This is a genomic window from Roseobacter sp. (assembly GCF_045106495.1).
Classification (GTDB): Bacteria; Pseudomonadota; Alphaproteobacteria; order Rhodobacterales; family Rhodobacteraceae; genus Roseobacter.
Map to the genome: position 1 here is coordinate 22,818 of NZ_JBGCEQ010000062.1, position 17,420 is coordinate 40,237.

Here is a 17,420-nt window from a genome sequence, read left to right on the forward strand (position 1 = left end):
CGGCACGTGCCTTGAAAGGTTGCGCCAGTTTGTCCGCGCCGCGCCCAAAGGTCAGCGCCCCTTGAACAACCCGCCCAATATGCCGCGCACAAGGCGGCGACCTGTTGTCCCTTGCAATTCCTTGATCACGGCCGTCGCAACGGCGCCGCCAATGCTTTGGGTCTGCCGGGTCTTTCCGCTCCGGGATGTGGAACGCGCCACTCGTTGCCCCGTATAGCGCCGCGCTGCATTGAACTCGCGAAGCTGGGGCGAGCCTTCCTCAGCCTGCTCTTCAGCCTGAGCCGCCTCTTGCGCTGCAGCCTCCGCGCGGGTTTTCAGGATTTCAAAGGCAGAATTGCGATCCACGGCCTTGTCATATTTTCCGGCCATGTCAGACGCCTGCATGAAAGCTGCACGTTCCTTTTTGGTGATCGGACCGAGATGAGATGAGGGCGGGCGGATCAATGTACGTTCCACGATGCCGGGCACCCCCTTGCGTTGCAGCATCGAGGTCACCGCCTCGCCCACGCCCACTTCCCGAATGGCCGCCTCCGTATCAAAGGTCGGGTTTTCGCGGTATGTCTCCGCCGCCATGCGCAGTTCCTTGCGGTCCTTTGCGGTAAAGGCACGCAGCGCATGCTGGATCCGGTTACCCAGTTGGCCAAGGATATCGTCAGGCACATCTGCCGGGTTTTGGGAAATAAAGTAAACCCCAACCCCTTTGGAACGGATCAGCCGCGCAACCTGTTCCACCTTATCCACCAGTGCCTTGGGTGCATCGTCAAACAACAAATGCGCTTCGTCAAAAAAGAAAACCAGCTTGGGCTTTTCCGGATCGCCCACTTCGGGCAATTCCTCAAAGAGTTCAGACAAGAGCCATAACAGAAAAGTCGCATAGAGCCCCGGCGCGCCCATCAGTTTGTCTGCGGCCAGAATGTTGATCTCCCCAAGCCCATCAGCATTGGTCCGCATCAAATCCGACAAGGCCAATGCCGGTTCTCCAAAAAGCTTGGTGCCGCCCTGATTTTCCAATACGAGAAGGCGGCGTTGGATCGCACCAATGGAGGCGTTGGACACATTACCGTAACGCAGGGACAACTTCTTGGCATGCTCCCCGATCCAGACCAGCAAGGCTTGTAGATCTTTCAGATCCAATAGTGGCAAGCCTTCTTCGTCCGCTAGTCGAAACGCAATGTTCAAAATCCCTTCCTGCGCTTCGGTCAGCACTAAAAGTCGCGCCAACAGCAGCGGCCCCATTTCAGAAACCGTTGTGCGGACAGGATGCCCTTGCTCGCCAAACAAGTCCCAGAAGGTGACAGGAAAAGCCTGATAGGTGAAATCGGAAAACCCGATTTTTTCAACCCTCTCCATGAAGGCGCCATGTAGTTTATGCGTGTCGGAGCCTGGTTTCGCGAGGCCCGACAAATCTCCTTTTACATCAGAGAGAAACACCGGCACGCCGGCTTTTGCAAACCCTTCGGCAAGGATTTGCAAAGTGACTGTTTTTCCGGTTCCGGTCGCTCCGGCGATCAGGCCATGCCGGTTGGCATATCCAAGATTGAGATGTTGCTGTGTTCCGTAGTCTTCACCACCGCCACCGATCAAAATATCCGACGTCATGCCCCTACTCTCCTACATTCACATTTTCTGAAATCGAGCATACGTTTTTAACCTTTAAGGGCCATAGTGAAATTGTTCGAGCCGGTTGTTATGTCCTTCCTGGTTCGGACATCCTCCCTGTCAGACTGGCCGTGCCGATTATCGGTACGGCCTTTTTTTTGCAAATTGATGAGAAACAGGCGCTTGTTTTCGGATTTTATTGGAGTTTTTTGTTGACGCCCTTTGTGTCGTTTCGTAACGTTCCGTCAATAAGTCGGCCAGTCCGACGGGGAGAAACGATTTGGGAAGGGATGCTTTAGGCATCCCTTTTCTTATTTAGCAAGAAGCCAAAAAAAACGATGGATATGCGATTGATTTCAGCGCATCAGACCTGACACATCTGGATCATCATGCTAAACCGCACGAAACCAATTTAAACGGAGCGATCATGCCCAAAGCGACTTCTTTTTTGGCCCGTACTTTGACCTTCGCCGTGCCAATCTCACTGGCCGCGACACTCGCGACAGCGCAGTCAGACAGTTCGACGATCGCCGATGAATTGAGCCTCGGCGATGCGACGCCAAAAGTAGGCGAGCCCTATATTCAAGAAGAGTTCGGCGACTGGGACATGCGCTGCATCAAAACCGAGGATGGCGACGACCCTTGTCAGATGTATCAATTGCTAAACGACGAACAAGGCTCACCGATTTCCGAATTCACCTTGTTCAAATTGCCAGAAGGTGGTGAGGCGAGGGCCGGCGCGACCGTCGTGGTGCCACTTGAAACGTCACTGGCGGCTCAGTTGACGATAAAAATCGATGATGGTGTCGCCAAACGTTACCCTTTTGCATTTTGCAATCAGGTTGGATGTTATGCGCGCATCGGCTTGACCGAAGAGGATGTGGACAACTTCAAACAGGGTGGCAAGGCCGTGTTGACGATTGTCCCTATTGTAGCGCCGGATCAACGGGTAAATGTCGACCTTTCCCTGAGCGGATTCACGGCCAGCTACGACAAGGTCTCTGTCATAGAACAATAGGCGTCGGCCTGGCCAGATAGCTGCTTTACTCCAAACCGGGGCTTAAACACGGCGCAAAGCCAAGACCGCGTTCATTCCCCCGAAGGCAAACGCATTTGAAATTGCAACGTCGATTTTGGCGTCTCGCGCATCATTTGGCACGACGTCCAGGGCGCATTCCGGATCCGGCTCTTCATAGCCAATTGTCGGGGCAATTACCCCATCCCGCAACGACATGATGCAAGCCAACAGCTCGACTGCGCCGGTCCCGCCGATCAAATGCCCATGCATGGATTTGGACGAACTGATCATCAATTTGTCAGCGTGCGGACCAAAAACATCGGCTACGGCGGCACATTCCGTTTTGTCGTTGGCTGCGGTTCCCGTGCCATGAGCGTTGATGTAGCCGACCTCTTCGCGGTTGATCCGGGCATCCTGCAACGCACCAGACATCGCCCGAGCCGCGCCATTCTTGGAGGGCATCACGATGTCACTGGCATCAGAGGACATGGCAAATCCCGCAACTTCGCACAGAATGTCGGCTCCGCGCGCTTTGGCATGCTCCATTTCTTCGAACACAAAGATGCCAGCACCCTCGCCCTGCACCATTCCGTTGCGGTTGGCCGAGAACGGACGGCAGGCATCGCGTGACATGACACGCAGACCTTCCCAGGCTTTAACGCCGCCAAAGCAGAGCATGGATTCAGAGCCCCCCGTCACCATGGCAGGTGCCATGCCAGATCGCACCATGCTAAAGGCCTGCGCCATCGCGTGGTTGGATGATGCACAGGCCGTGGACACCGTAAATGACGGGCCTTTGAGATTATGTTCCATGCTGACGTGACTTGCGGCTGCATTGTTCATCAACTTGGGCACCACAAAAGGATGCACTCGGTTTTTGCCGTCTTCATACACGGAGCGATAGTTGTCATCCCAAGTGCTGACACCGCCGCCTGCTGTTCCCAGAACGACGCCTGACTTGGCAGCCAATTCGCCGCTGAACACCAACCCGGATTGCTCAATTGCTTCCTTGGCTGCGGCAAGTGTAAACTGGGTGAAGCGGTCATACAGTGACATCTGCTGGCGGTTGTAACGGCCTTCGGCTTCAAACCCTTTGACCTGGCCACCGATTTGAATCGACAAACGCTCGACGTCACGCAATGCCAGCGGGCCGATCCCGCAAATACCCGCCTTCATCGATGCCAGCGTCGAGGCCACATCAAGACCAAGCGCATTGATTGTGCCGGCTCCAGTGATGACCACGCGTTTCATGTCAGGTCTAACTCTGCTGGGCTTTCAAACGCTTTATGCCGGCAATGATGGAGGCAACGGTCGAGATATCGAAATCCGATGCAGACGGATCGTTTGCGTTAAACGGGATAGAGATATCGAACTCCTCTTCAATCGAGAAAATACTTTCCACCAAGCCCAGGCTATCAATGCCAAGATCTTCCAATGTGCTTTCGGCCGTGACGTCTGACGGTTCCAGGACCGCTTGTTCCGCGATGATCGCTATCACTTTTTCATCGATGCTCATGCGTCTTGCCTTTTTCTCCCTGTTCAGGTGGGTTAGTTCTTTGTTTCTGTTTTGAAAACCGCATTTTTCAACGCTGCCACGTCACGCATCAGGCGGGGCAATCGTCTCATCGCCTTATAAGTTTCCATCTGGGTGTCCATTTTGGTCGCAGGCGAGCCCAGAATTGTGCGGCCGGCCGGCACATTTGAAAAAATCTTGCTCGCGCCGCCCGCAATCACGCCATCCCCGATGAAGATGTTGTCGCTGACACCGACTTGACCGCCAAGGACGACATTGTTCCCTACAGTTACCGAGCCAGCAATGCCCACCTGACCACAAATAAGACAATCGTCGCCAACCACACAATTGTGTCCGATGTGCACAAGATTATCGATTTTTGTCCGGTCGCCGACTTTTGTGTCCCGGATGGTGCCGTAGTCGATGGTGACATTAGAGCCCAATTCGACATCATCGCCGATTGTGACCGCGCCTAGAGAGTGTATGCGCCGCCATGATTGGGCTTTGGTGTCCTTCTGGTCGCCGAGACTGGCACGCGCCGCTTCGACACCCGATGTATCCGGCGTCGCAAACGAAAACCCATCGCCGCCAATGCGTGCACCCGGTTGGGAAATAAAACGATCACCGATGGTGACGCGCGCACCGATCGATACAGCCTCGCGCAGGTAGGCCATGCTACCGATGCGAACGTCTGAGCCAATGAAACACTGCGGTCCAATAATGCTGCCCGCACCAATCCGCGCTCCCGCTGATACAACTGCGAGAGGACCGATGCTCACGCCTTCGCCAAGCTCGGCTGTGCGGTGAATAACCGCGCTTGGGTGAACACCATCTGCGAAACCCTGGCCTGGGTCCAGCAATCGGGTCAAGCCTGACATGGCATATCGAGGACGGCGCGGAATGATGGCAGCTTTCAGACCGAGCGCTTCCCAGTCGGCCCCCTGCCACAAGAGAGCTACCCTGCCCTGCCCCTCCGCCAAGGCCTCTGCGTAGGTTTTGCTGGTTGCAATTGCCAAATCATCAGGCCCGGCGTCTTTGGGCTCTGAAGCACGTTCAATCCGGAGGGACACGTCCCCGAATGCCTCCGCGTCCAGCGATACGGCAATTTCTTCGACGCTATAGTTCGTCCCCGCCATGACGCTTTGCCCCCACGCTTTGATGGGGGTGATTTAACCTTGAACGGCCCGCAATGCTACCCCTGCTTTGGACAGAGCTTTCCAAACCTTACCATCGCGCCCATAGATATCGCGACGGAATTCAACGCGACCTTTGGCATCCACAAAAGCGGTTCTGTAAATGATGTGAACTGGGACAGGTTCTTTCAGATTTACCTGTTGTTCGGTTCCCGTCGCGAGTTTGGCTTGGAACAGCCCCTGCGGATCATTCGTTTGCTTCGCCAAAAGCGCGTAGGCGAAATCAAAAGGATCCGCCAAGCGAATGCACCCGTGGCTATAAGCGCGGGTTTCCCGGGCAAAGAGGCTTTTCGACGGCGTGTCATGCAGGTAAATATTGTGCGGGTTGGGGAACATGAATTTCACCAAACCCAGCGCATTCCCGCGGCTTGGTGGTTGCCGCATGGCAAAAGGGAAGGAACTGGCAGTAAACTGCGTGAAGTCCACTGCAGCCCGGTCAATCTGGCGCCCTTCGCGGTCGGTGATCTCTATATGATTAACCGCATTTGGATCTTTTTGAAGTTCCGGCAAGTATTCCTTGGTGACGATGGAACGCGGCACATACCAGCTGGGGTTGATTACCATAAATTCCATAACATCAGAGAACTCAGGTGACTGGCGGTCTTCTTCTCTGTGGCCGATAACCGAGCGCGTCTCAAAGGTCACTTTGCCATTGTCGATTATTTTGGCGGAAAAATCCGTCAGATTGACCTCAACGTGGCGTCGCCCACGGTTTTGATTGAGCCATCGTTCCCGCTCCATTGCGACGATCACGGACTGCAACCTCTTTTCAACTGACGTGTTGATTTCTGCAATCGTTCCAGGCCCGGCAACACCATCCTGCGCCAGTCCATGGACGCGCTGGAATTCCTGGACTGCTGCGGTCATTTTTCCATCGTAAGACGGTCCGGCGTTGCGTTTCATGAAACCCATCCGCACCAAGCGATCGCGCAACGCTACAACTGACGCACCGGACGCGTCGGGCTTCAAGGTATTTGTAGGCACTGTAGGACCCCAGCCACCACGCGCCAAAAGCCGCTCCAACCGCAGCTTTTCTTTCATCAAGCCTGTGTATTCCGGAGTATTGGGAGCCAAAGCGCGGAAAAAACCCTTTGGAGAGGATTTGACAAAGTTCACCAAGTAGGACGTCCGATCTCGATACGGCACATTGCGTACGATCGCTTTGTCAACACGGCTCGGAATCAAGGCTCCCGTCTGAAGATCGCGTGCGAATTGCAGGAAAACACGACTAATCTCGACTTCAACTTGACCTAGTTCGCGAGGCGTACGCGCGTCTTTCATCTTGGCTTGCAATGCGGCTACGTCATAACGGCTTGCGGGCAGCCCGTGATCATCAGCAGATTTGAGTGCCTGGATCAAAGCGGCACGCCGGTTTCGATCCCGCCCGTTTCCAGTCCAAATGCTATCGTATCCATTTGCTTGGTAAAATGCCGCGATGTCTTTGTCGCGTGCTGAAGCCTCGGCAACTGACTGCTTGAACGCCGTGCCCTGGGCATATGCAGGTGTTGCAATTGCTAAGTAAGTCAGCACAAAAATTGCACCGACAAGAACACCGAGACCAAGACGGCTGCGCAATGCCAAAGATCGCATAAGTACCCCCAAGCAGTAAAATTAGATTGTTTGTGACCATCATAAAAAGGCCTGTCCAATAACATTTCAGTTTTCCGTCAAGGAAAGGTGAAAATGATGCAGCCACGCATCGCGATTTGGAAATTCGACGCGAGATACGCTGCATTGGCAATATTTTGCCTAAAATTATGCGGGAAAAACCGTTTGCGCTTTCAGGACTTGGTTAACATTCGGGGCTATGACATACTTAATGTTGCATCTGGGGAAGAGATGACACCCTCGTGTAACATCACGGGCAAGGCAGATTACGGGGCGAAAACCACATGACGATCGACAGCTCGACGAGTATGTCCCGCCGTGCACTTCTGGGTGCATTTGCGGCTACAGCAATTTCGGCAGCACCTACCTTCGCGAATGCGGCAGGCTTCCTCAAAGGTGGCGGCGATATCAGACGCATTCGAATGTACTCTGGGCGCACCGGTGAGCGGATTGACATGATCTACTGGATTGAAGGCAGATATGTTCCTGAATCGGTAAAAGAAATCAATCACTTCATGAGAGATTGGCGAACCGATGGGGTGAAATCAATGGATCTGCGCACGATTGACATTATGTCCGCTGCGCACAACCTGTTGGACGCGACAGAACCGTATCTGCTTCTGTCGGGCTATCGCAGTCCACAAACTAACGCGATGTTGCGATCGCGCAGCCGCTCAGTGGCAAAGAACTCTCTCCACGTAAAAGGGCAAGCAGCCGACCTGCGTCTGGCAAGCCGCTCAGTGTCGCAAATCGCCCGTGCCGCGCAAGCCTGCAAGGGTGGCGGTGTTGGTAAATACTCTCGGTCGAATTTCGTCCATATGGATTGTGGCATCGTTCGCACGTGGGGCAGATAGAACACGCCAAAAACAGCAATGTGTGTTTCTGAAAAAATCCGAAACGCGAGCCAAATTGTTCGAAAATCACAATCTAACCGGGCGCAATTTTTCACGGAAAACCAGAAAATTCAATCTGCCGGGTGTTCTTCAACAAACATGTTACAAGTTGAAACAGCGCAATATTGCGTCATAGAATCAACAATTGTCCCTAAAACGCAAATCAGCTCGGCTGTGTCTCACAGGAGCTATAGAACGTAGCTGTTTTATTGTAATTTATCAATTTCTGATGCGTCCACTATGAGCGCCAATTTCCAAAAGCGCGAAACTTGCTCTTCAAATTGAAACCGCGCTTCGACATCAATCCCTGAAATCTGTTCGACGCGAAAGCCAAATCTTTGCATGTCGCTCTTGCCGCCGTGGTTTAAGAACACTGGGTAGATCTGACGCTCAATTGCAATTGATGCCAGACGTGCAGCCAGAAAATCGGCATTTTCTATTTGTGATAACACCCGGATACCAATGCGGGAAGGCCCGTCATCAGACCGTTCCCACAAAGCAATCGATGGCGGGAAAGCGGACAAATTGAACGGAAGCTCGCGCGCCGGCACGCCCATATCAAACACGTTTCCATCGAGGTCAAGCGGCGCATGATTTGACAAATTTCTGAGGATGGAAAAAAAACCGTGATCTGTCGTCATAGGTGCCGTCCTTCTTGTTCAATGATCGCGGCTGCGGCTCTGTTACCGGGAGACGGTAGCGACTCAGCCAGTAACGCGGCGCGTATCTGGTCTGCTTTGCCCTCATCGAGAAAAGCAATGACTTCGCGTTCCAGCTTAAGTAGTTCGTTTTCCTGAATAAGTTCCGCAAGACCACGCTCAGATGCGGCACGTGCCCGACGTTCCTGATCGTCCAGGTAAGGTGCGAATTGCGGGATGAAAATGGCGGGCACTTGAGAATAAAGAATTTCGTGAAACGAGTTGTACCCTGTTGCCGAAATTGTTAGGTCCGCCGCTTGACTAAGCGCCAGTGCGTGGGCTGTTTGAACGACATGGCTGTTTTGCCATCCATACAACCCGTTCGACACCACTGCATTTGGCCAAGCTATTATTAAATGCAAACACTTGGATCGCCGCTCAAACATGCTGCACAACAGTTGTGTTTGCGCAGTCCTCTCTGAGGCAACGCCGCCGCCCAGCATCGTTACAACAAGTGTCTCAAATTCCCGGTCGAACTGGCTGCTGAGACGGTCACGAAGATTTTCAATCTCCGTCTCGTCTAGCTTCTTCTCTTGCACAATCGGACCGACTTTACGGATTTTGTCGCTCATGGAATAATCCGTATTCAATTCCGCAAAAGCTTCTTCCGGTACGATCACCTTTGAAAACGCGCGCTCTCTTTCCAGCGCAACTTGATTGATCTGGCCCGGGCGCCACAATCCGCGCCTGATCCAAATGGCCGGAATTTGCAAGGTGGATATCAACCTGTATACGGAGTCAAAAACATACCCTCCGTCAAATACCAGCTGATCTGCGGCGGTCAGATAGTTTCTAAGCCTCAGATAATTTACAAGATCAGCCGCGTATTCCTTGTTATGGTCGGCGCTGCGCGGCACCATGGGCACACAAGAAAACCCACGGTTTTGAAGCATGCCGACACAACTGGGGAAGGCCACGAAACTACGGTCAAGATCCGGCTGCAATGCGTCACCGATCAGGGCACAACGTTGTGCATGGCCCATGCCATTGCCATTCGTTGGGAAAAAAACTGTTTGCCGCGTTTTGGGGCTGTAACCAACATCATGTCGCTGCAGGCCCAGGGCTTGCTCCAGCTTCGCGATGTCCAACTGATGCACCCAACTGCTGTTCTGGATGCGAGAGCCAATCTCAAACCGATTCCGCGACACCACTGCATCCAGATAACTGGGTAAGGCTGATGGGTGATCAGGACCTTTCAATACCGTCGCACCACTTGCCGCGAAACCTTTCGTCGTTGTGCAATCAACGACAACCTTGCCCGCCCCCATGGCTGCCACCGCAAGAGCAGCCATGCGTTCTCCCGGCACGTTCGGGCCAAAGTATACCAGAATGTCAAAGTAGTGCAGCAAATCAGCGGGTGGTAACTCCGCGTAGCGAAAAACAGAAAGATCTGCATGCTGTGATTTTCGGATCAGATCCTTGCCTTTGGCATTCGTCAGCAAATGAAGGTGCACATCGGGGCTGTAATTTACAACGGCAAGCGCGTTCAAAGCAGTTTTATCGGTTTCCATTGTTTTGCAGGGAATGTAGACCAGAACGCGGGATGCATTGCCCGGCGCTTGAGCTGGTTCCAAGCCGATCTTTGTGATCAGAGGCGACACCATGCCCTCAAGCATGATCGGTCTATGCCCATCTGACAGGTTGATCAAACCGGGCTCACGACCTGTTGCATAGGCGATCTGGTTGCGCGCGTTGATCTCGTCTTGGCGAGACGCAAAATGGCCAAGTGCAAAGATCTCAACCTCCGGGCCGGGGCACATTTTGCCCAAGATCATCTGCACCTCGTGCGATAGATTTTCAGCTCCAATGAGGATGATTTTTTCCGCAGAAAAATCTTCGTTGTCCGCAAGGAAAGGCGCTACTTCGTATCTGTTCTGCTTGGTCACATCGGGCGGCATAAAACGCGCATCAATGGCAACCTGATGACCATGGCTATCCAGCTGAAGCGCAAAGAGAATAAGTGCATCAAAGTATTTCGCGGAGATTTGACCGCATCCTAAGGCGATCATGCGAATACTCCGGCTGCTTTCCCGAAAACGTCCTTAAAAACGCCTCTGAAACTGTCTGCTGAAAAACGATCCAAACTTGCTTGGGCCGATAGTACGTCCGCACGATAGCGCTCTGGCTGGGCCACGTAAGTTGCAATAATCTGATCAATCTCCTGAGGTACCGCTCCAATTGCAGCGCCTTCAAAGCTGTTTGCTGTCTCTTGGTCGGTGATAACAATTTTCCCGGCGGCCACAGCCTCTGGTACGACACGGCCAAAACTCTCACGCCACGTCGGCGCAGTATAATAGACAAAGAAATCGAACTGTTCAAAAAAATGCGGCAAGGTCAGCGACCCAAATGGGTACAAGGTCCAGAACACCGGCACGTCATCATCGCCCATAAACCGGTCCGCTCCAAGTATGATATTGCGTTCGGCGGTTTCTGGAAAACACAACTCCATCACGTCGTTTGGTGGAAACTTCTCCGACCCCGGACGCGAATGCCTGCCACGTCGGTCGCGTGGCGCGGTTGTGGGTGGTACTCGTTCAAATGAACAAATATTGAACCAGTCGTCCTCCAAAAGGGACCATCCAGCAGCAAGGACATGTTTTCTACACCAGGATTCAACCGTTGACCGATTCCATGCGGAAATTGGCGCAAGGCTACGCTTTAATGTGATCGAACTAGCTGCAATTTGGTCAAGGCATTTTTCGACATCGAACCCCTCTGCACCACCAGGGCGCAGAAAGTTCTCGTGGGTTACGACAATCAAATGCCGTGCAACAATCCTTGTGCCCAGCTGCTCCTGAAATTTCAGGCTTGAAGGGTTATGGAAAATGACGACATCGGCAGCGATTTCGGTGTCAACCCAGGTCAAAGGCAAGTTCAACTCGGTCAGAACATCGCTTAGTTGCGGCGCCACATATCGACCCGAGAACATTTTTGTTTCAAGCGCATATACATGCACTTGACCCATATCACAGACGGCCCTCAGTTCCGCTGCAACCGCCGAAGATGTTCCGCCAGCAAACCGTGGATCAAGAACATAGGCTATCCGCAGACCTTTGTTTGCTTTTGGAAGTTCCTTCATTCCGTCAGTAGATTGCCACGCTGGAACCTGTCGCTGCATTTGCAGAAACGCTCGGCGCGGCGTCGAACCGGTTCAACAATCCGCGTTTGGCATCATCAACAAAAGACCGCAGTTCAGAAGCCAAGGGGCTGCTGCCCGATTTCAACTGCGGATTGGCCTCGACATATGTGTAGAGGGCGCGCCAATTTTGTCCCTCGATCAATTTCTCGATCGTGAGCAATTCGTCGATTGATGGCTCCTGCTGCGCCGAACCCGAGGATCCGGTCAAAATGAGGATTGTTACAATTGCAATGAGATTATTGTTAGCCACGCCAACACCCGAAAAAATATGTCACCACTAAACTCCACTCTTGTCTTAAATTCACCAAACGTTGCACGCGCGTCTCGCAGTCTTAACGGGAGAGTTCACCCAAATGCTTCCCGCGGCGCAAACTCTTCACCAAATTGTTTTGCAACCTCTCCTTCAATGCCGTCTGTTCTGTTGTACTATTGGTATTTCTATTGCTTGATCTTGCCGGCTTGCTAACTGTTCCGCTTGGGTTTCCACTGCCGGCCAACCAAACTTCAACACGCCCCGGCGGTGGCGCATTGGCAGCCGTTGTGAAATCACGGGCCACGCCACCAACTTCTGCCGCCACTGCTTGGGCCACTTCTTCGTCCTGCCGGTTGTAGTAACGCACATGGGTCTTGGACACTTTGAAGTTGACACGATTGACGGATGCAACCGGCAAACCCGTTGAGGCCAAGGTCTGCGTGTTGCTTTCAATCTGGTCAGCCGTGACGCTTGTCGGGGCGAAAGTCACCAGTCCAAACCTGTTGGCCGCTCCAGGGCCCAATCCAAGGATGGAAGCCAGATTTGATGTCTGCGTAGGTGGACCTTCCACAGCGGGCAAACGCGCACCCGATGTCTCAGGCAAGGATGCACGCGGAGACGGCTTCTGGTCGGGTGTAACATCTTCGGCTCTGGCAACGACGAACACTGTCGCATCCGGCAATTCTTGCGGTGACCACAGTGATAGGTCAGAATAAAAGACCGACAGGGGTTCTGGGGCAGCAAAGCCTGCGTGCGACGCGTCGTGCGTCACGTTTTCAAAAAGCCCGCCAGGCATCGACATCCTGACAGGAACCGTCTCGGGCTTATATGCCACAGTCAGCTGAATACTATCGACCAACGGTTGGTCTGGGACAGACAGCACTGTTTGAATGTTAAACGCACTTCGTTCTGGCAACGCCGGCATCGCATCATTCGACGGGTACTGCAAAACCGAGACAGACGGCGCAAAGTTGAATCGTCCTGGATTTTCGAAGGCAACTGGTGTGGCTTCCAATTGCAGATCGTAGTGTGCAAACAGCTTGGACGACCCGCTCTCCACATCAACCTCGGGTCCTGGCGACAAAACCGAACGTGGCGGGATATCTGCCGCAGAGGCTGCGACTAGCCCCGGTGCATCGCGCACATCGAGCACAACCGGGTTCAATTGGGCAAGCTGGACAATTGTTTCATTGCCCCCAACAGGCTGGGGTGACAACTTTAAATCTGGGTCAAAAAACGTGCTGGGAGCTTTGCTTGGGCCTTGAGCTGCGCGCGGCGCGGCCTGTTGAGGAGGCGCATCCCGCAGAGGAATCCATCCCATGGCCACAACGACACCAAAACTCAAAACCATACCGCATCCAAGCCCGAAAAAACTTGCAAATGCGACTGTTGCAATGCGCGGCGAAGAGGCATTGGGTAACTTTGCCGGCGCCACAACAGGCGGGGCCGTTTCCACGCTCTTTTTTTCAACCGTTATTTCACGCGTCGGGATTTCCACCACCGGAATAATTTTCGTTTTCTGTGGTTCCGGTGGAATTGCCGGTTTGGCCGGTTTGGGGTCAAATGACTTCAGCGGTTTCGAAAGGATCAGATCAAACCCATCATCTTCATCGAAAAACTGCGGGCGAATAGGTTTTGGCTTATCTTTTGCTTTTGCTTTGGTTTTCGCTTCGAGCAGCTTTTCACGTTTCGCGCGCGCAGCAGCCAGCCGTTCTTCCCAATCGGCTTTTGGCAGCGCTATGCCGCTCGACGTCATGACGTCGTCAGATCTGACATCTCCCTGAGGCTTGCTCTGTTGCGTTAATTCGGCCATTTTCACAGCCCCCAGACTGCCATTAAACAAGTATTCAAACGAATCTCAAAAATACTTGTTAATCTTATCTTAAAACCTTGCTTTTGCAAATTTCCACCAGAACTAGCATGACGTTTTAAATCGGCATGAGAGATGCCCTATTGCTCTGCACGCATCGCGGGAATGTTAAAGAAAAAGGCAGGCTGGTGACGCAATTTGAGCAACCGTTCGCGCACACACAACCAAAGGGTGTTTTTGTTTGCGCGAACACAACCAAATCGGCGGCCACTGGTGTTTGTACGCCACAAATTTCAAAACTTTCAGACCCGTATTATTCCGCCTACCCGATATTTTGTAACCTAAAAACTGCTGGTGACAGGTTCGTGTTCAAACAAACAGATGGTCGTGCTGATGCAACAGGGAATTTTCACTGGTGTGTTCGCAAATGGTTTCAACCACCGCACCAAGTTGAGTCAGATCGTCAGGATACTCAAGGATGTAAACGGACACCATTGCCGCCAGAGCGGCACAGCGTTTCATATGCAGGACCAGATGGTCTTGCCCCAACTGTGTCTCGCCGTAACGCGCCATAAATGTATAGCGCAACAGGTTTTGCAAGGCGTCATGAGGTGCAAGCTTCGTGGCAATCGGCTCGCTGAGGTGCGGCGATCTTCGCAATACAAACGCAGCGCCAAGTACTGTGTCATCTTCAGGCATTTTACCTGGCATTCGCTTTTGAACTTTATCGGATTTGGGATGTACCAAACGGTCCTTACCAGAGGAGGGCAGCTGCAGGGCGGCCAAGGAATCGGGCCATAGCTTCAGGCTGGAAAACCCCGGGCGGATCGACGGCGGGAGCTTGCGGTCCAATGGCACATCAACAGCGACCAGATCATCGGTGATCGGGCGATAGCCAACCGACATCATCGCAGCGGAGGTTGTTGATTTGCCAGCACCTTTATCCCCAAGAAGCACAACAGCACGCGCATCAACCTCAATGGCGCCGGCATGCAGGCACAACAGCTTGCGTCGCTCCAGAACAAGCGACATGACCAACCCCAAAAGCGCTTGCGATACAAGATGATCGGAGCTGCCAGGAAGGGGATCAACCAGTATGTTTGCGTCATCTTGTATGAGATATGCACCAATCGCATGCCAATACATGTACTGGGTTTGCGGCGTGAATTCGAACCAAGGATCGCTAGGTCGGTTACGGTTCCGAATGAGACCCTCGACGCGCCGAATATGCAAATCGACCTTGTCAAGATGATCGTTTAGAGGTTCAAGAACGTCCAACTCAAAATCTGATAAAACCCGAAGGCCAAACGCTTTGTAGGTTTTGCGGTCGTTCATTTTGGCTGGCCCTTGCCTTGCAGTTTGACCCATCGTCGCAGCGCAGCCCCCCAAAAGGCAAGCATGATCAGCAGCCGGAGCGCGCTACGCAGAGAAAAACGCGTTATGTGTCTCTCTGCCTGACCAGTCTCGAGCCATACTTCCTGAGCAAATAGTTCCAAATCCATACTCCGGAGGCGGACGATCCTTAGCGAGCCTTTCAAAAATACAGTCGGCAAAAAAGGAATTGATCCTACGAAACTTTCAGAATGTCAGTGTTGACCCCCTCATGAAACAGCGCGAAAGACTAAGCTAGTGCTGTCTTTGATCCAGGGGTTGACTAATTGGCGAACCGAGCGCGTGCACACATTGGACTGATCGGTCGAACTCGGCTACCGACCTGCGTTACCCCGCCTACTTTAACAGTACGCCCTGACCCACAGCGCGCAGGAGATCAGATCAATTCAAAGAAAAGCGAAGAAGCGTAGACCTTATGCATCCGCCGTTTGAATTTTGGATGGAGTCGGCAAGTCCAAAATCTTGCTGAATTTTTTGGCTGTGCTTTCATCTCCTTGAAGCACAACAACCCCGTTCCAAACCAACCAGGCATGGACATTCAAAGTGCCTTCCGAATCCTTCATGACACCCATGTTGATATTGGTTGGAATGCCTTTCCAGGATAGTAGCGTTTGCCCGGCGATTGTTTGCGTCAAACAGCTTGCGTCCGGCACAAGCCGAGCGACGCGGCCTACAGCACGCAGGGTGTGAATAACGGTACCCTTCCGTTGTATCTGTGGATCGGCGTCACATGGTCGCACAAGAACGGACCGTATTCTTTGATATTTTGTCATCCAAAGCCCTAGCCTCACAAACAAAATGACCAAAGTGCAGATCGTGTAAAGCTTGAACCGACGTAAAATTCGCATTTAACTTTCAGCCTTTGCGACAACCGTCTCGATATCGTCAACCGCCGTCATTCGGCGCCGCAGTTCTTTGATGCCGCCGCAGTATTGTGTTTCATCGAAACAATTTTTTTCGGTGTCCATATGCGACAGTTGCAAAAAAGAGTCTTGGTCATCTAGATCAAGCCAAATTTCAACGGTTGTTCGGTCAAATGAGACTACCGGTTCATACTCATTATTGCGAAAACTGAAGCCAGCAAAAATATTACATTTAACGACAGTCATGCAGGCTTATTGCGCAGTTTCTGGCAAAAACGGAATTCACTAGGGCTGTCAAAGTCAATGGTTTCTGTTCCTTGCTGCGCAGCAAAATTGCACAGTTGATCATATGGACTGTTAAATTTCGAAAAACCTTCGGTTTGCATATCTCTATTGGTGTCGCTGAGTTTGAGTTCGTTAGGATAAATACTCATGAGTTCGCTTTCGGCGTCTTTAGATGTGACACGCACTGGCAGCCATTACATCCAAATTCGAGACTTTGATAACCGGCTTCGGCTTTTTCACGCAGCCCATTTTGTGGGAATTTTGAAGCCGCCAATGCCGGTTTTTTTGAATTGGCCAAAAGTCTTTTCCCTGTAACGCCCGGTGTTGCAACTTAAGGCTTAGCTTTGCAAATTATTGCACGTGTTTACAAGTCTGGGTCAAAAATCCGCACCGCCATTCCCATGAAAATTGACCAAGCCGAAAGGAAAGACGGCAAAACAGCCCACGGGGAAACTCAGGAACGATATGCCAGAATGACACATGCGGAAAAAAACACCTTTGAGCTAATCTTGCCTTGGCTGAGCGCCCGATGCCATTTCGGGCGTGCCTTGCCTTGGCCCTAAATTAGTCACCTAAGTCATATCAGATTTCCTGAGCAGAACGCTGCCCTCGCCGACGCCGGCGGAAATTCCCTTGGGAATGCCGAGATACATATTTCCGCCAACCAATCCATAGCCGTTTACAAGGACACCGCTTTGGTTGTTGCCAACACTACGGCTTGCGCCACATTCCAGACCGGTGTGTTCCATAATTGTATCTGCAAAGATGAATCTCCGGAGAAATTGACTGCCGTTGCGGCGATGTGATCCGACGGCCTTATCATTCAAAACCAGACCTGAATTTTGCAAAGACTCAGTTTGCAACATCCAATCACGAATATGGCATCCGATCACATGCCCCTCGTTGCAAATTGCAGTGCTATTGATGCCGCAAAGTAGCCCACCGTTGAGTCGGTCTATCTTGAGATCGCGAAGCTCTACCAGGTGCGTACCATCTTTATACCTGAAAAACGCAGAACTGTCTAACGTCAGCGCTTGTGGGTCCAAATAGCGGTATTTGCTAAGAGAGGGTTTGTTGCTCATCGTAACCACTGAGGAGTGGAAGATGAGACAGACAACTGGAACACGCAAAAGCCCTGGCGAGAAGATCGTCAAAG

At 52.3% G+C, this 17,420-nt stretch carries 17 protein-coding genes; 2 read left to right on the plus strand and 15 right to left on the minus strand.

Annotation, left to right across the window (positions count from 1 at the left end; translation table 11 throughout):
* Nucleotides 1-51: 51 nt before the first annotated feature.
* Complete coding sequence (locus AB8B75_RS22100) at nucleotides 52-1,599, minus strand: helicase HerA-like domain-containing protein (RefSeq protein ID WP_405365381.1); 1,548 nt, start codon at nucleotides 1,597-1,599, stop codon at nucleotides 52-54.
* 427 nt (nucleotides 1,600-2,026) lie between these two features.
* On the opposite strand from AB8B75_RS22100, the gene AB8B75_RS22105 reads away from it, so the two are divergent.
* Nucleotides 2,027-2,617: an invasion associated locus B family protein gene (locus tag AB8B75_RS22105; protein ID WP_405365383.1), complete on the plus strand. Its 591-nt coding sequence runs from the start codon at nucleotides 2,027-2,029 to the stop codon at nucleotides 2,615-2,617.
* Between the two features lie 42 nt (nucleotides 2,618-2,659).
* Here AB8B75_RS22105 and AB8B75_RS22110 read toward each other — a convergent pair whose 3' ends face one another.
* The 4 genes from AB8B75_RS22110 to AB8B75_RS22125 are packed head-to-tail and all read right to left on the minus strand — an operon-like array spanning nucleotide 2,660 to nucleotide 6,913.
* Nucleotides 2,660-3,868 carry a beta-ketoacyl-[acyl-carrier-protein] synthase family protein gene (locus AB8B75_RS22110; protein WP_405365385.1) on the minus strand — a complete coding sequence of 403 codons (1,209 nt, stop codon included), beginning with the start codon at nucleotides 3,866-3,868 and terminating at the stop codon, nucleotides 2,660-2,662.
* A 7-nt stretch (nucleotides 3,869-3,875) separates the two neighbouring features.
* Nucleotides 3,876-4,133 (minus strand): acyl carrier protein, encoded by a 258-nt coding sequence (locus AB8B75_RS22115; protein WP_405365387.1) that lies wholly within the window; start codon nucleotides 4,131-4,133, stop codon nucleotides 3,876-3,878.
* A gap of 32 nt (nucleotides 4,134-4,165) precedes the next feature.
* A complete protein-coding gene (locus AB8B75_RS22120) occupies nucleotides 4,166-5,266 on the minus strand; it encodes a UDP-3-O-(3-hydroxymyristoyl)glucosamine N-acyltransferase (RefSeq protein WP_405365388.1) in 1,101 nt (366 codons plus the stop codon).
* Between the two features lie 33 nt (nucleotides 5,267-5,299).
* Nucleotides 5,300-6,913, minus strand: coding sequence for a murein L,D-transpeptidase (locus AB8B75_RS22125; RefSeq protein WP_405365390.1), 1,614 nt, complete (start codon nucleotides 6,911-6,913; stop codon nucleotides 5,300-5,302).
* Between the two features lie 302 nt (nucleotides 6,914-7,215).
* On the opposite strand from AB8B75_RS22125, the gene AB8B75_RS22130 reads away from it, so the two are divergent.
* Nucleotides 7,216-7,785: a YcbK family protein gene (locus tag AB8B75_RS22130; protein ID WP_405365391.1), complete on the plus strand. Its 570-nt coding sequence runs from the start codon at nucleotides 7,216-7,218 to the stop codon at nucleotides 7,783-7,785.
* Nucleotides 7,786-8,030: 245 nt separating this feature from the next.
* Here AB8B75_RS22130 and AB8B75_RS22135 read toward each other — a convergent pair whose 3' ends face one another.
* From AB8B75_RS22135 to AB8B75_RS22180, 10 genes are all read right to left on the minus strand, one after another.
* Nucleotides 8,031-8,390: a hypothetical protein gene (locus tag AB8B75_RS22135; RefSeq protein ID WP_405365393.1), complete on the minus strand. Its 360-nt coding sequence runs from the start codon at nucleotides 8,388-8,390 to the stop codon at nucleotides 8,031-8,033.
* A gap of 71 nt (nucleotides 8,391-8,461) precedes the next feature.
* A complete protein-coding gene (locus AB8B75_RS22140; protein WP_405365394.1) occupies nucleotides 8,462-10,531 on the minus strand; it encodes a glycosyltransferase in 2,070 nt (689 codons plus the stop codon).
* On the minus strand, nucleotides 10,528-11,601 hold the full coding sequence (locus AB8B75_RS22145; protein ID WP_405365396.1) for a glycosyltransferase: 1,074 nt from the start codon (nucleotides 11,599-11,601) through the stop codon (nucleotides 10,528-10,530). Before AB8B75_RS22145 ends, AB8B75_RS22140 begins: the two co-directional genes overlap by 4 nt.
* A 4-nt stretch (nucleotides 11,602-11,605) precedes the next feature.
* Complete coding sequence (locus AB8B75_RS22150; RefSeq protein WP_405365398.1) at nucleotides 11,606-11,911, minus strand: hypothetical protein; 306 nt, start codon at nucleotides 11,909-11,911, stop codon at nucleotides 11,606-11,608.
* Nucleotides 11,912-11,993: 82 nt separating this feature from the next.
* Nucleotides 11,994-13,727, minus strand: a complete 1,734-nt coding sequence (locus AB8B75_RS22155) for a hypothetical protein (RefSeq protein ID WP_405365400.1) — start codon at nucleotides 13,725-13,727, stop codon at nucleotides 11,994-11,996.
* A 366-nt stretch (nucleotides 13,728-14,093) separates the two neighbouring features.
* Nucleotides 14,094-15,059, minus strand: a complete 966-nt coding sequence (locus AB8B75_RS22160; RefSeq protein ID WP_405365401.1) for a hypothetical protein — start codon at nucleotides 15,057-15,059, stop codon at nucleotides 14,094-14,096.
* Nucleotides 15,060-15,529: 470 nt separating this feature from the next.
* On the minus strand, nucleotides 15,530-15,964 hold the full coding sequence (locus tag AB8B75_RS22165) for a lasso peptide biosynthesis B2 protein (RefSeq protein WP_405365403.1): 435 nt from the start codon (nucleotides 15,962-15,964) through the stop codon (nucleotides 15,530-15,532).
* Nucleotides 15,965-16,225 (minus strand): hypothetical protein, encoded by a 261-nt coding sequence (locus AB8B75_RS22170; protein ID WP_405365405.1) that lies wholly within the window; start codon nucleotides 16,223-16,225, stop codon nucleotides 15,965-15,967.
* Entirely contained in the window at nucleotides 16,222-16,413 is a 192-nt protein-coding gene (locus AB8B75_RS22175; protein ID WP_405365407.1) for a hypothetical protein, read from the minus strand. The genes AB8B75_RS22170 and AB8B75_RS22175 overlap by 4 nt, the downstream gene beginning before the upstream one ends.
* A 423-nt stretch (nucleotides 16,414-16,836) precedes the next feature.
* Nucleotides 16,837-17,420, minus strand: a 584-nt coding sequence (locus AB8B75_RS22180) for a hypothetical protein (RefSeq protein WP_405365409.1), incomplete at its 5' end; no start/stop codon positions are given.